This is a genomic window from Thermomonas sp., from assembly GCF_041919455.1.
Taxonomy (GTDB): domain Bacteria; phylum Pseudomonadota; class Gammaproteobacteria; order Xanthomonadales; family Xanthomonadaceae; genus Thermomonas.
The window spans coordinates 211,959-228,305 of the sequence record NZ_JAYRTQ010000001.1 but is presented as its reverse complement, the minus strand read 5'-3'; the positions used below and the strand labels follow the sequence as shown (position 1 = coordinate 228,305).

Genomic DNA, 16,347 nt, shown 5'->3' with positions numbered 1-16,347 from the left:
AACACTGGATCCGTGCGCGACGCACACTGGATCGCCGCGTTGTGGCCGTCAGCATCATTGGTGGCAGGCAACGCGCAGGCAGCCAAATTGCAGGTGGTGGTGACCGGCCAGGGCGCACCTGCCGCGGATGCGGTGGTCAGCCTGCATTCGCCGGCGGCAGTGGTGGCCACGCGCGCCGGATCCGCCACCATCGACCGATCCCGATGATCGTCAACATGCTGGTGGCATTGGCGGTGGTCGTGTTGCCGACCATCACCACGTTCAACGAATTCGTCGAACTCGACGAAGTGCTGTACGTCTGCGTGCTGTTCTGGCTGCTGATGGCCGGGCCAGGAAAGGCCAGCCTGGACCACCTGCTGGCGCGGCGATTCGCGAATCCGGCATGACGCCGGCGCCGGCGCGGATCAACCGCCAGGCGGATCGAAGCGCACCGTGCGCGAGCCCGGTTGCGCACTGCCGGTGGCCTCGAATTTCCAGCGCGTGGCGGCAGCCAGTGCCGCGCGATCGAACGCGGTCGGCAAATCCGACGCCACCACCCGCGGCGACTCCACGCCGCCCTGCGGATTGATGGTGAAGGCGACCTGCACCTGGCCGGACTGGCGGGTGCGCCCGCCGCCATCGGGGTAGCGCGGCGCCACGTCGCGCAGCAGCTTCGGCGCGGCTTGCGACTTCGTTGCGGCGGCAACGGCCTGGACGGGCGGCGGCGCGGCCTGGCGCATGGGCTCTTCAGGCGGGGGCGACGCCGGCGCGGCGTTGCGAACCGGCGCCTCGCTGGCGACGCGGGTCGGTGGCGGAGCAGGGGTCGCCGGCACGGGCTGCACGGCAGCAGGCGTCGATCCAGTTGAAGTTCGGCTGGCGCTCGCGCTGCGCTCCGCCGCCAATCGCGCCGCGCTCTCCAGGGCCAGTCGGCGCAGCTCGGCCTCGGCGCGTTCGGCGCTGGCGCGCGCCTCCGCATCCACCGCCAGTTCGCGCTGGCGGGCAACGGCTTCGGCGTTCGCCACGGTGGCACGCAGCCGCGGCAATGCCGGAGCCTGCGCATCCACCCGCGCGAGCAGCGCCAGCAGTCGCCGGCTCTCCGCATCGGCGCCGTTGGCAATGGCCTGTTCGATCGCGATCACCAACTGCGGCTGCAGGTCCACCAGCGCGGCATCGACGCTGGCATCGCCCGCTGCCTGCGCGCGCAGGGCGAGATAGTGTTCCAGCGCGTTATCGCCGGCCGGCGCGAACATCCGCGTGGCCTGCATCGCCTGGCGCGCGCGTTCGCGCAATGCATCGGCATCACCCGCGGCGGGCGCGCCGTCGATCGCCGTCGTGCCTGGTGCGACGACGGATGCGTCGACGGCAGGCCCCGGCGCGGCACCGCATGCGGCAAGCAGGAGCGTGGCCAGCGCGATCGCGCCGGTGCGTTGCATCGGGTGCATGGCCCGTTCCCCCGTTGGAAGTCGGGGGAGCCTGCCGCTCGATCATGACAGCGCGATGTTGCCCGGATGTCGCAACGCGGAAACGCGAAGCACGTCACGCCAGATGGCGGCCTCGCCGTTGGATCACTTCGCCTTGGTGCAGTTCTCCAGCCAGATCACCTTGCGGAAGTTGTCGTACTTGTAGACGGTGCCGGTCAGGGTGACCTTCTGGCCCTCGCGCATCGCCAGCACCGTGGTCAGCTGGTTGGGGCGGAACAGGCAGGACACGCTGACCTTGAACTTGGCATCGAACGGCAGGTTCGGCAGCGCGGTGTCGCCGACCTCGGGGATGTCGAAGATCAGGTTGTAGTCCTCGCCATCCTCCATCAGCGTCTCGATGCGCCCGGTCAGGGTGTACTTGCGGCCCTTGTGGCGCGCGTTGACCGCGATCGCGTTCTTGTCCGCTTCGCGCGCGATCATCCGCGAGAACAGGTAGACGTCCTGGTTGCCGGTGGCTTCGTTGTTCGAAGCGCCCGCACCCTTCTTCGCCGCGGCCACGCCCTCCTTGCCGCCCTTGACCTTGGCGAACAGGCCGCACATGTAGGGCTGGATCTGCTCGACCTTGGAAAACACGCCGCGCTCCATCTTCACCGCCATCTCGATGCGCGTGCCGGACGCGACTTCGCTCACCGTGATGGTGGTGGGGATCGGCCTGGCAGCCTTGTCCTGGCGCTGCTCCACCAGCAGGGTGCCGCCGTCGGGATCGTCGGCCATGACATCCATCTTCTCGGCGACCAGGATCCCGCGCATCTGCGCCAATGCATCGCGGGTGGTGAGGTTCGGCACCGTCACTGCGCTGCTGTAGGTGGTCATCACCAGCGGGTTGCCGGATTTCTTGAAGTTGGATTCGCATTCGCCAGCCAGGGCGGGCACCGCCAGCGACGACAACGCGAGTGCAACGAGCGGCTTGAGCATGTGGCGTCCTTGTCATGGCCCGGGAACGGGGCCCGATGCTACGGGCAGCCCGGCCGATGCCACAAGCCGTCCAACATCATCCGGTGCCGACTGCCACGCCCGGCGATGCGTTGGTCACCGCAGGCTGGGTTGCCGGCAAGCCGTCATCGTCCCGCGCCACCCGTCTGCATGGCGATGGCATCCGCGGATGTCCGTGCATCGCCATGCAGCCGCATCGCACCGCTTGCGAACGCCGCCGCGGCATCCTGGTAGTAGGCGATGGCCTGCAGGGTCAGCGCAGGATCCTCGGGCAGGGCCGGCTGCGGCTGGTCGCGTTCCAGCGAAGGCTTCAGCGTGTCGACCTTGCGGTGCGGCGACAGCTGCGCCAGGGTGCCGCCACGCAGGTAACCAAGCAACTGGTAGGTGCCGATGAAGGCGCGCTCATGGCCGGGCGGCTGGCGGAGCACGTCCACGCCGTAGAAACGGCTGTCGTAGTCCATGCCCAGCAGGCCGAGCACGGTCGGCGCGATGTCGATCTGGCCGCGCGCGACACCCTCGAGGACAAGTTGCGCGGCTTCGCCGAAGGTGCGGACGACTACCTGGTCAAGTCGTTCGCGATGCGCGAACTGGAGGCGCGGATCCATGCAGTGCGCCGGCATCGCCAGTCGTCCGGTGGCGCCTTGGCCTTCGCCGGCCTGACGTACGATCCGCGCAGCATGATCGCCGAACGCGACGCGCGCCGGATCCCGCTGACCCGCCTGCAGGGATCGCTGCTGGCCGCGCTGCTGCAGGATGCGCCGCGGATCGTGCCGCATGCGCGCCTGATCGACACTGGAGAAGCACCTGCATGTCTTCGTCGCGGCGATGGTGCTGCTGGGGACGCTACTCGCGGGTTGGCTGGGCTGGCTGTTTTCGGGCCTGGCTTTGCAGCCGCTACGACGGCTGGCCGAGGGCGCGGATGCGTTGCCGGTGCAACCGCAGCCTTCGCACCTGACCGCCGGCATCAGCAACGACGAACTGGGCCGGCTGGCGAGCGCCATCGATGCCTACCAGGCGCGACTGCTCGCGGCGGATACGCGCGAACAGGCGTTCTTCGCCGATGCCAGCCACGAACTGCGCACCCCGCTCACCGTGATCCAGGGCGTCACCGACGTGCTGCTGGAGGATCCACCCGGCCCGCCAGCGCAGGCCGCGCGCCTGCAGCGGCTGGAACGCGGCGTGCGCGACATGCGCCACCTGCTCGAAGCGATGCTGTCCGCCGCCCGCCGCACTCCGCTGCAGACCGAATCGATCCCTGCACGCGAACTCCTCAGCGATGCGTGCAGCATTGCGCTGGCCGGCAAGCCCGACATCGCATCGACCATCGAGGCCAGCGGCGAACTGCACGCACCGCGCCGCGAAGTGCTGCTGCTGATCGCCGGCCTGGCCCGCGGGCTGGCACAACCGCATGTCGTCGGTGAACTGCGATTGCAACTGCACGACGACCGCATCGAGCTGCGTTTCCTCACCGCCAGCGACGCGGCGACATCGCCCGCCCCGCCCGCGCGTGCGGACAGCGGCAGCGGCTCCGCCTTGCTGGATCGACTGGCGGCGCGGCTGGGATGGCGCGCGGTGTTCGCGTCTCCGACGGCCATCTCGATCCTGGCCGACGAGGCATCGCCGGCCACGACGTCGCGTTTTCGCCTCTAGGCGCTCTTGCGCGGCTTGGCGGCCTTCTTCGCGGGCGCCTTGCCGGCAGTGGCCTTCGCCGTCTGCCGCGGGGCGGTCTTGCCGGTCTTGCCGCCCTTCTCTCCCAGGCTCTTCTGCAGCAGCGCGACGAAGTCGACCACATTGGTCGCCGTGCCTTCCTCGACCTCGTCCGCCGCCTCCAGGACCTTGGTGGTCTTGCCCTTCTGCTTGATGCGCTTGCGGATGATCTCCGACAGGCGGTTGCGGAACTCGTCGTGGTAGTCGTCCGGCTGCCACGCACTCGCCATCGAATCGACCAGCTCGGTCGCCATCGCCAGTTCCTTCGGCGCGATCCGATACGCGCTGGCCTTGCCACCCGGCAGCTTGTATTCGCCGGGATCGACCAGCTCCTGCGGGTAGCGCATCAGCACCAGCACCAGCGCATCGCCCAGAGGCATCACCGCGGACAGGTACTCGCGCGTGCGGATCACCACCCGTGCGACACCGATCTTCTTCGCCTTCTTCAAGGTTTCGCGCAGCAGGACGTAGCCTTTCTCCGCTCTCTTGCCTGGCACCAGCACGTAGGGCTTCTCGAAGAAGCGGACATCGATGGCATCGGCGTCGACGAAGGTCTCGATCTCCACGGACTCATGGGTCTCGGGCGCGGCGGAGGCGATGTCCTCCTTCTCGATCACCACGTAGCTGCCCTTGTCGTATTCGAAGGCCTTGACGATGTCCTTCCACGGTACTTCCTCGCCGGTGTCCGCATTCACCCGTTCGAAGCGGATCGGCTTGCGGTCGCGCGCGTCGAGCATGCGGAACGACAGGTCGGTGCCGCGCGTGCCGGACATCAGCGACACCGGCACGTTGAGCAGGCCGAACGACAGGTTTCCGGTCCAGATGGGGCGGGCCATGGCGAGGGACTCGATGACGGGATCCCGAGCCTGCACCGCGCGGCGTCACGGTCTTGTCGAGGCCCTCACCCGGGCAGCGACTGGCGAATCTTGTCGATGCCGTGCCACGGATGCGACTTCAACCGTTTCAGGCGCGCCGGCGCGTTGCGGATGTCGAAGGCGTGCCCGCTGGCCACCCTGCCGAGTTCCTCCCAGCGCAGCGGCATCGACACCGGCGCACCCGGCCGTGCACGCACCGAGAAGCTGGCCACGCTGGTCGCACCGCGCCCGTTGCGCAGCCAGTCGATGAAGATCCTGCCCTTGCGCTTCTGCTTGGACGCCGTGGCGACATAGCGCAGCGGATCCATCTCGCGCGCGGCCTCCGCGACCGCCTGCGAAAACGCGCGCGCCTTTTCCCACGGCGCGGCGGGCGCCAGCGGCACCACCACGTGCAGGCCCTTGCCGCCACTGGTGCGCACGAACGACTGCAATCCTGCCTGTTCCAGATAGCCGCGCAGTTGCCGCGCCGCGGCGATGACGTCCTTCCATGCCACCGCCTCGTCCGGATCGAGGTCGAACACGAGCCGATCCGCGTGCTCCAGGTCGGCGACCTTCGACCCCCAGGGATGGAACTCGATGGCGTTGAACTGCACCAGCTCCATCACGCTGGCCGCATCAGTGACGACCAGGTAGTCCTCGCTGCCGCCGTCGGACTCGACGACAGGCACCAGCGAGACGAGTTCGAGGCCGGGCGTGGCGTGCTTCTGGAAGAAGCACTGCGCGCCGATCCCGCCCGGGCAGCGCACCAGCGACAGCGGCCGGTCGACGATCTCCGGCAACAGCCAATCCATGACGGCGTTGTAGTAGTCCGCCAAATCCTGTTTGCGGATGCCGTCCTTGGGAAAGAGGAGCTTGTCCGGGCTGCTCAATTCCGGTGCTTGCCGCGCGTTGCCTGTCTTGCGAACGCGCTTTGCTGTGCTTTCCGTCATCGGCTTTGCCTCGTTCTTCGTGCGGCCTGCAGGGGCACGATCGCTGTCGTGCAACGACGCGACGCGCTTGTCGGGGCGCAGCGCCTTGAAGCTGGCCTGCCGCAGCAGTCCTCGGCCGCCGTGGCCACGTGTGAAGACCTCCACCACGAAGGCCGGCTTCGGCAGCCAGCGCGCCTGCCGCAGATCGGTGTGGTTCTCCGGCACATGTACGCTCGGTGTCGCCGAGCCCTTGCCCTGCAAGCGCTTGCCGAGTGCCGCAAGCTGCGCATCGTTGAAACCGCTGCCGACGCGGCCGACATAGCGCCAGCCGTATTGCGCATCCGGCGTCGCCAGCAGCAGTGCGCCGATGCCGGTGCGCGATCCCTTCGGCGGCGTGTAGCCGACCACCACGAACTCGTCGCTGCCGAGCGCCTTGGTCTTGCGCCAGGCATCGCTGCGACCCGGATGCACGGTCGCGTCGATGCGCTTGGACACGATACCCTCGAACCCGGCATCCACGGCAGCCTGGAACGCAGCATCGGCGTTGCCGATGCCATGCGAACTGTAGGCCAATCGCGACGAGGCGCTGGCCAGCAGTCGCCCAAGCAACTGCTTGCGCTGCAGCAGCGGAACGCGCGACAGATCCACGCCTTCCAGATGCAGCAGGTCGAACAGCACGTAGCGCAGCGCCCCTTGGGTTTCGCCGGACAGGACCTGTTGCAGGATGTTGAAGTCCTCGCGACTGCCGTGTCCGGCGACCAGCTCGCCATCCAACACCGCTTCGTTCAAGCCGAGCAGCGCGATGGCATCGCGCACCTCGGGCACGCGATCGCTCCAGTTCAGCGCGTTGCGCGACCACAGGCTCGGCTCGCCTGCGCGGACCACGCACACCAAGCGATAGCCATCCCATTTGAGTTCATGCAACCACTGGTCGCCATCGGGCGGATCCTCGACCAGCTTCGCAAGCTGGGGCGCGGGTGGCCTAGTCATGAGCTTGCGTTTGCGCGCGCCCGGCAACGCCAGGGCTTCGGCTGGCCAATCGACCGTGGCGGGGCTCGCGGATCGCGTCCGCTTCTTCATGGGCGCGACGGGCTTGCGCACTGCCTTGGCACCCGGACGGCGCGCGCGCTTGGCGTCCTCCGCCGGCGCGGGTGCCACATCCTCCAGCAGGTCGTCGGCCTCGCCATAGCCGGCCCAGGCGTCGTCCTGCTTGAACAACAGCCATTGCGGCTGTCGCGCGGGCTTTCCAGATCGCACCAGATGCCAGCCGCCCTTCAGTTTTTCGCCGTGCAACTCGAAACGCAGATGGCCTTTCGCAAGCTGGGCCTCGACATCAAACTCCGTCGTCCAGGTCCCGCGATCGAACACGGCGACGTGACCGCCGCCGTAGTGCCCCTTCGGGATATCGCCTTCGAAGCCTGCGTAGTCGAGCGGATGGTCCTCGACCTCGACCGCCATGCGCTTGACCGAAGGATCGAAGCTCGGTCCTTTCGGCACCGCCCAGCTCTTCAGCGTGTCGCCGACCTGCAGGCGGAAGTCATAGTGGCGATGGCTCGCATGGTGCAGCTGGACGACGAAGATCGGACGCGCCCCACCGTGCTTGCGCGATCGCCCGATCGGCTCCGGCGTCGCCGTGAACTCGCGCTTGCTTCGATAGTGTTCGAGTGCCATCCGGATCTCGATGCGTCGATCAAGGATCATCGTCTGCAGCACGTCATCATGGACGCGTGAACCCTCCTCGAAAGCAGCACGTTGAAGATCGCCGCGTGGAGAGCATCCTGCATCGATGCGGGCGGGCGAGCGCGCGCGGCCGCGTCATGCTCACAGCGTTCACTACGCCAATCGCGCCGATTCAGCTTGTTCAGCAGTATTCGTCCCGCCGCGGTCGCGAACGGGGGGTTTCACGACGTGGCGTGCACAAGTCCGATGCAAGAGTGGCCCACCTCGCCGAGGAAGGCGGGAGTCCCCCAACCCTTGAGGAAGAACTCGAATGAATGACACCACGACTCGCGACAGCAATCCCGATCCGATCACTGGCGCGCCGGGCTCCCATCCGGTCGGCGTCGGCCTTGGCGGCACCAGTGGTGCCGTCGTCGGCGCCGCGATCGGTTCGCTGCTCGGCCCGATCGGCACCCTGATCGGTGGCGCAGCCGGCACCATCGCCGGTGCGGCTGCCGGCAAGGGCGTCGCCGAGCGCATCGACCCCACGGGCGAAGCGCAGTACTGGGAATCCGCCCATGCGTCGCGCCCCTACTACGACAACAAGTACACCTACGACGACTACAACCCCGCGTATGCCTACGGCGACGACGTGCGCGCTCGGTATGTCGGCCGCACGTGGGACGACAGCCTGGAATCCGAAATCCGCGACGGCTGGGAAACGGCCAAGGCCAAGTCGCGCCTGACCTGGGAACAGGCCAAGGACGCGGTGCGCGACGCGTTCGATCGCAGTGATCGCACGTATCGCACCTATGAAGCGACCGACGACTACTACGCCAGCGCGCACAAGACCGCGGACTACTACCGCGAGGATTACGACTACGCCGGCGATTACCGTCCTGCCTACCGCTACGGTACCCAGGCACGCGCCAACCATGCCGGACGCCAGTGGGACGACTCGCTGGAAGCCGACCTGGAGCGCGGCTGGGACACCGCGAAGGGCACATCGCGGATGGCGTGGGCAGAAGCAAAGGGTGCGGTGCGCGATGCATGGCACGGCGTGGAACGCGTGCTGCCGGGTGATGCCGACCGCGACGGCCGCTGAGCGTCAGCCGTTTCGGCTCGTTGCAACTGCATCAATCGAACAGGCCCCACACGGGGCCTGTTCTGTTTCAGGGCCGGCAATGCATGTGCGAATTCCGACGATCGCTTGGCGTCATTCCGCGCTACCCGACTGGAACGACGCCAGCGACTGCGCTGTGGTGGGCCTGCCAGGACTCGAACCTGGAACCAAAGGATTATGAGTCCTCTGCTCTAACCATTGAGCTACAGGCCCGCGCCAGCCTCGCAATTCTACCGGGCGTGTGCGCAAGTCATCGAACGGAGATCGAATAAGGGGCCTTCGCTGCCGCACCCGGCCAATCCTTGTTCGGCATCGCCTGCATTGTGAAGCGCAATTCGCCGCCGGCCATCAACTCCTGGTGGGTAATGAAGGCGCGGTCCAGTGGCTTACCGTCCAGCATCACGCCACCGACAAAGGTGTGCGCATCGTCCAGCGCGTCGGCGATCACGGTGAAGCGCTTGCCGTTGGGCAGGTCCAGCGTGGCCTTGCGCACGAACGGGCGGCCGAGGATGTATTCGTTGCTGCCCGGCGCGACCGGGTAGAAGCCCAGTGACGTGAACACGAACCACGCGGACATCTGGCCGAGGTCGTCGTTGCCGGCCAGGCCATCGGGCGTCGGCTTGTACTGCGTGTCCATAATCTGCTTCAACCGTGCCTGCGTGCGCCACGGCTGGCCGGCGTGCGCATAGAGGTACGCGACGTGGTGGCTGGGTTCGTTGCCGTGCGCGTACCAGCCGATCAGGCCGGTGATGTCTTCCATGTGCGCGAACACCTTGGGGTCCACCTTGGCATCGAACACGTCGTCGAGCCGCTTCAGCAAGGCATCGCTGCCGCCGTGCGCGGCCGCCAGCCCGGCCACGTCCTGCGGCACGTACCAGGAGTACTGCCAGGCGTTGCCCTCGGTGTAGTCGGTGCCGTAGCCACTCGCATCGGGATCGAACGGCACGCGGAAGCTGCCGTCGCGCTTGCGCGCGCGCATGAAACCGGTGTCCTCGTCGAAGGCATGCGTCCAGTTGGCCGCGCGCTTGCCGAACTCGGCGGCGACGTCCTTGCGCCCCATCGCCTGCGCGACGCGATGGATGGTCCAGTCGTCGAAGGCGTATTCCAGGGTCTTCGACGCGGCTTCGCCTTCTTCGTCGATCGGCACGTAACCGAGTTCGCGATACTGGGCGATGCCGTCGTACGGGCCGTAGTTCGCGCTGGCGACCATTGCGTCCAGCGCTTCGTTGGCGTCGTAGCCGCGGATGCCCTTCATGTACGCGTCGGCGATCACCGGCACCGCGTGGTAGCCGATCATGCACCACGTCTCCTGGCCGTGGAACGCCCATACCGGCAGCACGCCGTACGGGCTTTCGCGCCGCGCGGCGAGCAGCGACTGCACGATGTCGTTATTGCGTTGCTCCGGCTGCACGATGGTCAGCAGCGGATGCAGCGCGCGATAGGTATCCCACAGCGAGAAGGTGGAATGGTTGGTCCAGCCCTTCGCCTGGTGCACGGCGCTGTCCGGGCCCCGATAACGACCGTCGCTGTCCATGAACAGGCTCGGTGCCGGCAGCGTGTGGTACAGCGCGGTGAAGAACGCCTTGCGCATCGGTTCCGGCGCATCGACATCGGCGACGCCGAGTGCCTGCGCCCACTGCGCCTTCGCTGCCGCACGCACGCCATCGAAATCCCAGCCCGGCATGTCGGTATCGAGGTTGGCGATCGCGCCCGCTTCGTCGACGGATGAAATCGCGACCTTGGCGATCAGCGGTGCGGTCAGTCCGCTCCCGAAGTCGAAACTGGCCACCAGTTGCCGGCCCTCCACCTGCGCGCGCCGCTTCGGATCCTTCTCGCCCGGCGGCGGGAAGCCCTTGTAGGCGATGTCGGTTTCCGTGTTGTGCAGCGCATGCCCTGCAAGCGGCTGCGAGAAACGCATCGCGAAATACAGTTGCCGGCCCGGTGCCCAGCCGCGGGTTTCGCGGAAGCCGGTCACGGTGCCGTCCGGCCGCACGCGGATCCGCGACCACAGCACCTTGCCGGGGTAGTCGTACATCGAGGTGCGCAGATCCAGCAGCACGTGCGCCGGCTTGCCTTGTGCGAATGCATAGCGATGCGCGCCGACCCGCGCGCTGGCGGTGAGTTCGGCGCGCACGCCGGCATCGTCCAGGGTGACCGCGTAGTAGCCGGGCTCGGCACGCTCACTGGCATGGCGGAAGCGCGATGTGTAGCCGCTGCCTGGCGTATCCGGATCGCCGCGCTCCAGCGTCACGTCTCCCGACAGCGGCATCAACAGCACGTCGCCCAGGTCGGAATGGCCGGTGCCGGAGAAATGGGTGTGCGAGAAGCCGACGATGGTGGTGTCGGAATGCCGATAGCCTGCGGCCCAGCCGTAGGCATCCTTGCGCAGCTGGATGCGGGTGTCGGGGCTCAGCTGGACCATGCCGAACGGCACCGTCGCGCCCGGGAAGGTGTGGCCCTCGCCACCGGTGCCGATGAAGGGATCGACCGCGGCGAAAGCGCGCTGCCCGGCTGCGTCCGCGGCGATCGCCGGGGAGCTGGCCCATGCGCTCGCGAGCAGCACGGGGACCAGGATCCGCTGGAAGGAATTGCGCATGCGATGTCCCGTTCGTTGTGCTGACGCGGGACGCTAGCACGCACCGCGTCGCCGCACTCAATCGGGCCGCCAGCGCTCCCACCCGCCCTTGCTGTCCTCGGCGACGGTGAACACCACGTCGATCACGCCGGCACGCTCGAAGCGGAGGCGCATCGGCACACGCTGGCCCGCTGAGAACGCGCGGTTGGTGCCGATCAGCATGAAATGCAGCGGTACGCCGGGCGGCTTCACCTCGGTGCGTCCCATGGGCAACGCCAGCGGAAAGGTGTTGGTCATGCTGACCTGACCGCCGTTGCGGATCACCTGGTGCAACTCCACCGACGCCGCGCAGGTGCAGTCGATGCCAAGCAGGCGATCCTCGCTGCCGCGGTTGTCGAAGCCCGCGTAGGCAGCGACCGGGCCGCCGACTTCAGGCACCGCCGGAATGACCATGTGGTCGATGCCGATGGTGCTGATCGGCTGCTTTTCCGCAGGTGCGCCGGCACAACCAGCCAGCAGGCACGATGCAATGACGACGATGCGCATGCGGTTTCCCCGTCTGGCCTTGCTGGAGTGTACGCCCGCCAACCAACGGGAACCCCGCCGGGGCGGAAGCAGCACCGGCACCCGCATAACGTGCGTTCGGTCACGAAGAAAGTGTGCTCCGGCGCAAGATGACCGCCCCGGGACAAGACGGTAGCGTACGGTTCGGCAGTGGGGACGGCTGGGGGTAAGCCGGCTGCCGGATCGGCGTTGCAGTTGCTACTCATCCTGCGCAGGCCACCGGCCGGCGCCCACGACACAAATCTCGGGGACGCATCATGGCTTCTCTACGTGCCTGCACGACTGCTCGTCCGTTGCTCGCCGGCCTGGCGTTGGCGCTGCTGAGCGCGCCCACGCTGGCCAACACCTTGAACCAGAACGTGTCGTGGACCATCGACCGCTCCGGCACCACCACCAAGTACCGCGTGGTCGCCTACGGCGATTCGATCTACGCCGGATACAACGGCTCCACCACCAGTGCCGCCAGGTACTCGGCGCCGACGGTGGATGCGGAATACCTGGCCGCGCTGTGGAACGCCGACGTGGAAAGCGTGCGCCGGGCGAAGTCGGGCGCGGTGGCGTCGGACGTCTACAACAACAAGATCGTGGCCGAGCGCTCTTACATGCAGGCCAGCTCCACCCGCGTGGTTACCTTCGAGATGTGCGGCAACGACGGCCTGCAGGCGCGCTCCAGCTTCAAGAGCCAGACCGGCACCTGCAACTACAACGTGATGGCCACCGCCGAGGCCAACTGCAAGCTCTACGTGGCCCGCGCGATGGACTACATCAACGCGAATGCCTATGCCGGCACCAAGGTCAAGATCATCGCCAACCTGCATTATCCCGGCTACAACGCGGACAACGTGCAGAGCTCGTGCACCGACGCCACCACCGGCACGCGGATCAACATGCGCGACAAGTTCCTGCCCGTGCTCAGCCGCATGAACTACTGGATGTGCGAATACGCGCGCCAGAAGGGCTTCACGTGCGTGGACAACTTCGCCGAATACATGGGTGGCGACTACGACAGCAACGGCGATGGCCAGATCGACTCTCAGGCGCTGAAGTACATCGCCGGCGAGACCGAGGCCAGCTACGTGGCACGCATCACCGGCCCCCTGAAGGGCACGCTGCGCGATGCCAACACCCGCTTCATCTCGTCCACCAGCAGCGCTGATTACATCCAGTCCGACGACGTGCACCCGACGTACCAGGGCAGCACCGTGACCGCCGGCCTGTTCGGTGGCAGCACCGGTACCGGGGCGGCGCGCTACACCACGTTCAGCGGCGGCAAGAACCCGATCTGGAACCTGTACGGGCATGAGCGGATGGGCTGGCTGCTGTCCTTGTACATGCCGGCGAGCCCGTTTTAAGCACGCGCAACCCACATGCAACTCGATGCTCCGGGGAAACGCCCGGCCACGCCGCCCGGCAAGGACCGCGTTGGCGCGGGTCGGCTGCAGGGCGCGTTGGCCGTGGCGCTGGTCCTCATGCTGGCCGGGGGGATCGGTTACTTCGCGCTGCATGAGCCCGTGCATGCGCGTCCGGGCAGCGCAGCAGGCGCGGCCGGCACTTCAGGGCCGCAGGATGCTGCGAATGCAAGCGTCGACGGCGGCGTCCCGGTGGTGACCGGCGTGCGCCGGAAATCGACCGCCAGCGGAGCGGACCATGATCCGCGCGATCCGAATGACCTTGCCAACTACGCGGTGGCGGGACAACCGGCGCCGACGATGGGCGAGGTGATCGCGGGCCTGCACGAGGTCGGCATCCGCACCGGCCTTGGCGCCTTCAATCCACCGGGCACCAGCCCGCCACTGGTGGGATTGGCGGTGCCGGAGGACTACCCGCTGCCCGAAGGCTACGTCCGTCACTTCCAGGCCACCGATGACGGCCAGGCGATCGAACCGATCCTGATGTACTCGCCCGACTACGAGTTCCTGGATGCCGCGGGGCAGGCGATCGAGATCCCCGCCGATCGCGTGGTGCGGGTCGCGCAGGCACCCGCGGGCCTGCCAATCCGCCAGGTGCGCATTCCGCCGCCGCAAGACCCGGACCCCTCGCCCTGAATCCGCTTCACCGCCTCGGGTCCGGCTGGCACCTGCTGGCCGGCGTGCTGGCAAGCGGGCTGCTGCTCGGGCTGTACGCCCGCGGCGGCAATGCATACCTGTTCGGCTTCATCGCGCTGGTGCCGTAGTTGCTGGCCCTGGACGCACGCACCTCGCTTGCCCGCGCGCTCGCGGGCGGGGTCGCGATGAGCGTTGCCTTCAGCGCTGCGGCATTCGCCTGGTTCGGCCATGCGATCGGCGACTTCACCGGCCTCGGGAGTCCCGCTGGCATGCTGTTGCTGCTGCTCGCATCGCCACTGCTGCAACCGCAACTGCTCGTGTTTGCACTAGTGCGCCAACAGGTCGGGCGCCAGCACGGCGCGGGGCTGCGCGCGCTTGCCGGCGCCTGCGCGTGGGTCGGCTGCGAATGGCTGTTCCCGAAGCTGCTGGGGGACACCCTTGGCCATGGACTGTATCCCTCGCTGCCGCTGCGCCAACTGGCCGACCTTGGCGGTGCCGCGGGCATCACCGTGCTGCTGCTGTTGGCCAACGAAGGCATCGCGCTGGCGATCCGCCGTCGCGATGCCGGCGCGCGTGCGTGGATCCGACCATTGGGGCTGGTCTGCGCGATGGTCGTCGCATGGCTGGGGTACGGAAGCTGGCGTGCCTCCACCCTCGCGGCCGCCGCAAGCGAAGGCGATCCGCTGCGCATCGGGATGGTGCAGTCGAACATCGTCGACTACGAGCGCCTGCGCCGCGAACGCGGCGCCTACGCGGTGGTGCGCGAGGTGCTCGATACCCATTTCGCGATGTCGCGCGCGGCGGTCGAGGGCGGTGCCGACGTGATGCTGTGGTCGGAGACCGTGTACCCGACCACCTTCGGCCAAGCGAGGAGCGAGGACGGTGCGGCGCTCGACGACGAGATTCGCGCGTTCGTCGCCAACGCGCGCGTGCCGCTGGTGTTCGGCACCTACGACATGGATGCCGCCGGCGAGTACAACGCCGCTGCATTCATGGCTGCCGACGGACGCCTGGTGGGCATGTACCGCAAGACCCATCCGTTTCCGCTGACCGAACACGTGCCGCCCTGGCTGGACAGCCCCGCGCTGCGGCGCTGGATGCCGTGGACCGGCAGCTGGCAGGCGGGTAATGGCGCGCGCGTGTTCCCGTTGCAACTGGCCGACGGCCGCGAGATCCCGGTGGTGCCGCTGATCTGCCTGGACGACGTGGACGTTTCGTTGGCTCTCGAGGGCGCGCGCCTCGGTGCGCAGGCGATCATCGGCATGTCCAACGACTCCTGGTTCAGCACGCATGCGCAGGGTGCCGAACTGCATCTTGCGGTGGCGGCGTTCCGCAGCATCGAGACCCGGCTGCCGCAATTCCGGGTCACCGCAAACGGAATCAGCGCGGTGATCGATCCGTCCGGCACGCGGTTGGCGACCACCGCGATCGGCCAGCCGGCGCTGCTGACCGTCTCGATGCCGATCCGTACGCCCGTGCGCACCCTGATGGTGGCATGGGGCAACTGGCTCGGCGCGGCCGCGCTCGCCGGCTTGTTGCTGCTTGCGGCCGCCGACCTGTGGCGGCTTCGCCGGCGTCGACAACGCGCGGCCGCGCCCGTGGCCCAGGCAACCCCGGACCGCCTCGAGGTGCTACTGCTGCCGCCCGCGATGCGCGTCCTGCTCGGCCTGTTGACCCTTGCCGCCTGGGCCACGCTGGGGTGGCTCGGCTTGCGCATGCTGCTGCGCGATGGCCTGCAGGTGAATTCGCTGGTCCAACTCAAGCTGTTCGCTTTCGGCGTGGTGCTGCCCACCGTATGCGGATGGTGGGTGCGGCGCTGGTGCATCGCCACCGCACGGATCGAGGGTGACGCACTCGTACTGATCCGCCGCGGCCAACGTCAGAGGCTTCCGGTGGCTGGCATGGCGGCCATCACGCCATGGCGGCTGCCGCTGCCGATGCACGGACTGCACGTGCGCGGCGCCGTGGGAGCGCAATCGTCCTTGAGCCTCGGTGCGGCCGATCCGGCGACACTGGCTACGTTGCTGGCGCAAGCAAGCGCGCCGGAGCTGGCGATCGGGCATGCGTCTCCCGTGCTGGCCGATGCCCGCGCACGCGCCGCCGCGCCGCGCTGGCGGATCGACCACCCCGGCTTCAAGTTCGGCCTGTTCCCGTTGTTGCTGGCGCTGCCCGCCTTCCGCCTGCACCAGCACATCGCCTTCGGCAGCAGCTTCGGCGAGTACACCAACTTCGGCTTGCAGGCCTACCTGTCGGCCCTGCTGATCTGGTGGGCGGCGTGGTCGATCGGCACGGCATTGCTGGCAATGGCCCTGCGCCTCCTGGTGGAGCTGGGCTCGCTGGCCGCGCTGCTCCTGCAGCCCGCGCACGCGGGCAACGTCCGCGCTGCCTTGCAAGGCAGTGCCCGCACGCTCTATTTCATCGGCGCGCCGGCATGGCTGCTGTGGCGCTTGCTGTCGAACTCGTAGGCTGCCGCCGCTGATCCCAGCGAACGCCGGCAC

14 protein-coding genes and 1 tRNA gene are annotated in these 16,347 nt (G+C 67.9%); 7 read left to right on the top strand and 8 right to left on the bottom strand.

Annotated elements, in window-relative coordinates:
- Positions 1-12 precede the first annotated feature (12 nt).
- Positions 13-207, top strand: coding sequence for a hypothetical protein (locus ACE3T8_RS00970; protein WP_374606054.1), 195 nt, complete (start codon positions 13-15; stop codon positions 205-207).
- Positions 204-386, top strand: coding sequence for a hypothetical protein (locus ACE3T8_RS00965; RefSeq protein WP_374606053.1), 183 nt, complete (start codon positions 204-206; stop codon positions 384-386). Before ACE3T8_RS00970 ends, ACE3T8_RS00965 begins: the two co-directional genes overlap by 4 nt.
- A gap of 18 nt (positions 387-404) precedes the next feature.
- On the opposite strand, the gene ACE3T8_RS00960 is transcribed toward ACE3T8_RS00965, so the two are convergent.
- The 3 genes from ACE3T8_RS00960 to ACE3T8_RS00950 all read right to left on the bottom strand — a co-directional run bounded on the left by ACE3T8_RS00960 (position 405) and on the right by ACE3T8_RS00950 (position 2,998).
- Positions 405-1,421 (bottom strand): TonB family protein, encoded by a 1,017-nt coding sequence (locus tag ACE3T8_RS00960; RefSeq protein WP_374606051.1) that lies wholly within the window; start codon positions 1,419-1,421, stop codon positions 405-407.
- Positions 1,422-1,544: 123 nt separating this feature from the next.
- Entirely contained in the window at positions 1,545-2,375 is an 831-nt protein-coding gene (locus tag ACE3T8_RS00955; protein WP_374606050.1) for a hypothetical protein, read from the bottom strand.
- A 143-nt stretch (positions 2,376-2,518) separates the two neighbouring features.
- Positions 2,519-2,998 (bottom strand): hypothetical protein, encoded by a 480-nt coding sequence (locus ACE3T8_RS00950; protein ID WP_374606049.1) that lies wholly within the window; start codon positions 2,996-2,998, stop codon positions 2,519-2,521.
- Between the two features lie 220 nt (positions 2,999-3,218).
- Here ACE3T8_RS00950 and ACE3T8_RS00945 point away from each other — a divergent pair, with 220 nt between their 5' ends.
- Positions 3,219-4,043, top strand: a complete 825-nt coding sequence (locus ACE3T8_RS00945) for a sensor histidine kinase (protein WP_374606048.1) — start codon at positions 3,219-3,221, stop codon at positions 4,041-4,043.
- Here ACE3T8_RS00945 and ACE3T8_RS00940 read toward each other — a convergent pair.
- Together ACE3T8_RS00940 and ligD are read right to left on the bottom strand one after the other, a co-directional pair.
- Positions 4,040-4,936: a Ku protein gene (locus tag ACE3T8_RS00940; protein WP_374606046.1), complete on the bottom strand. Its 897-nt coding sequence runs from the start codon at positions 4,934-4,936 to the stop codon at positions 4,040-4,042. The two genes, ACE3T8_RS00945 and ACE3T8_RS00940, sit on opposite strands and share 4 nt — an antisense overlap.
- A 65-nt stretch (positions 4,937-5,001) precedes the next feature.
- Positions 5,002-7,554, bottom strand: a complete 2,553-nt coding sequence (gene ligD, locus ACE3T8_RS00935; RefSeq protein WP_374606127.1) for a DNA ligase D — start codon at positions 7,552-7,554, stop codon at positions 5,002-5,004.
- Between the two features lie 319 nt (positions 7,555-7,873).
- Here ligD and ACE3T8_RS00930 point away from each other — a divergent pair, with 319 nt between their 5' ends.
- On the top strand, positions 7,874-8,647 hold the full coding sequence (locus tag ACE3T8_RS00930) for a hypothetical protein (protein ID WP_374606044.1): 774 nt from the start codon (positions 7,874-7,876) through the stop codon (positions 8,645-8,647).
- A gap of 155 nt (positions 8,648-8,802) precedes the next feature.
- On the opposite strand, the gene ACE3T8_RS00925 is transcribed toward ACE3T8_RS00930, so the two are convergent.
- The 3 genes from ACE3T8_RS00925 to ACE3T8_RS00915 form a co-directional block, all read right to left on the bottom strand.
- Positions 8,803-8,878: transfer RNA gene (locus ACE3T8_RS00925), tRNA-Ile, on the bottom strand.
- Positions 8,879-8,915: 37 nt separating this feature from the next.
- The gene (locus ACE3T8_RS00920; protein ID WP_374606042.1) at positions 8,916-11,261 is read right to left on the bottom strand and encodes a GH92 family glycosyl hydrolase; all 2,346 of its coding nucleotides are present in this window, start codon (positions 11,259-11,261) and stop codon (positions 8,916-8,918) included.
- A gap of 57 nt (positions 11,262-11,318) precedes the next feature.
- Entirely contained in the window at positions 11,319-11,786 is a 468-nt protein-coding gene (locus ACE3T8_RS00915; protein WP_374606040.1) for a copper chaperone PCu(A)C, read from the bottom strand.
- Between the two features lie 275 nt (positions 11,787-12,061).
- On the opposite strand from ACE3T8_RS00915, the gene ACE3T8_RS00910 reads away from it, so the two are divergent.
- The 3 genes from ACE3T8_RS00910 to lnt all read left to right on the top strand — a co-directional run bounded on the left by ACE3T8_RS00910 (position 12,062) and on the right by lnt (position 16,314).
- Entirely contained in the window at positions 12,062-13,156 is a 1,095-nt protein-coding gene (locus ACE3T8_RS00910; RefSeq protein WP_374606039.1) for an SGNH/GDSL hydrolase family protein, read from the top strand.
- Positions 13,157-13,171: 15 nt separating this feature from the next.
- Positions 13,172-13,849 carry a hypothetical protein gene (locus ACE3T8_RS00905; protein ID WP_374606038.1) on the top strand — a complete coding sequence of 226 codons (678 nt, stop codon included), beginning with the start codon at positions 13,172-13,174 and terminating at the stop codon, positions 13,847-13,849.
- Positions 13,850-13,977: 128 nt separating this feature from the next.
- Complete coding sequence (lnt, locus tag ACE3T8_RS00900) at positions 13,978-16,314, top strand: apolipoprotein N-acyltransferase (protein WP_374606036.1); 2,337 nt, start codon at positions 13,978-13,980, stop codon at positions 16,312-16,314.
- Positions 16,315-16,347: the final 33 nt, after the last annotated feature.

Excerpts from the sequence above, each read along its gene's own strand:
- ACE3T8_RS00950 (WP_374606049.1), bottom strand. The coding sequence starts at position 2,998 with ATGGATCCGCGCCTCCAGTTCGCGCATCGCGAACGACTTGACCAGGTA.
- ACE3T8_RS00930 (WP_374606044.1), top strand. The coding sequence starts at position 7,874 with ATGAATGACACCACGACTCGCGACAGCAATCCCGATCCGATCACTGGC.
- ACE3T8_RS00940 (WP_374606046.1), bottom strand. The coding sequence starts at position 4,936 with ATGGCCCGCCCCATCTGGACCGGAAACCTGTCGTTCGGCCTGCTCAAC.
- ACE3T8_RS00920 (WP_374606042.1), bottom strand. The coding sequence starts at position 11,261 with ATGCGCAATTCCTTCCAGCGGATCCTGGTCCCCGTGCTGCTCGCGAGC.
- ACE3T8_RS00960 (WP_374606051.1), bottom strand. The coding sequence starts at position 1,421 with ATGCACCCGATGCAACGCACCGGCGCGATCGCGCTGGCCACGCTCCTG.
- ACE3T8_RS00955 (WP_374606050.1), bottom strand. The coding sequence starts at position 2,375 with ATGCTCAAGCCGCTCGTTGCACTCGCGTTGTCGTCGCTGGCGGTGCCC.
- ACE3T8_RS00905 (WP_374606038.1), top strand. The coding sequence starts at position 13,172 with ATGCAACTCGATGCTCCGGGGAAACGCCCGGCCACGCCGCCCGGCAAG.
- ACE3T8_RS00945 (WP_374606048.1), top strand. The coding sequence starts at position 3,219 with ATGGTGCTGCTGGGGACGCTACTCGCGGGTTGGCTGGGCTGGCTGTTT.
- ACE3T8_RS00965 (WP_374606053.1), top strand. The coding sequence starts at position 204 with ATGATCGTCAACATGCTGGTGGCATTGGCGGTGGTCGTGTTGCCGACC.
- ACE3T8_RS00915 (WP_374606040.1), bottom strand. The coding sequence starts at position 11,786 with ATGCGCATCGTCGTCATTGCATCGTGCCTGCTGGCTGGTTGTGCCGGC.
- ligD (WP_374606127.1), bottom strand. The coding sequence starts at position 7,554 with ATGGCACTCGAACACTATCGAAGCAAGCGCGAGTTCACGGCGACGCCG.
- ACE3T8_RS00910 (WP_374606039.1), top strand. The coding sequence starts at position 12,062 with ATGGCTTCTCTACGTGCCTGCACGACTGCTCGTCCGTTGCTCGCCGGC.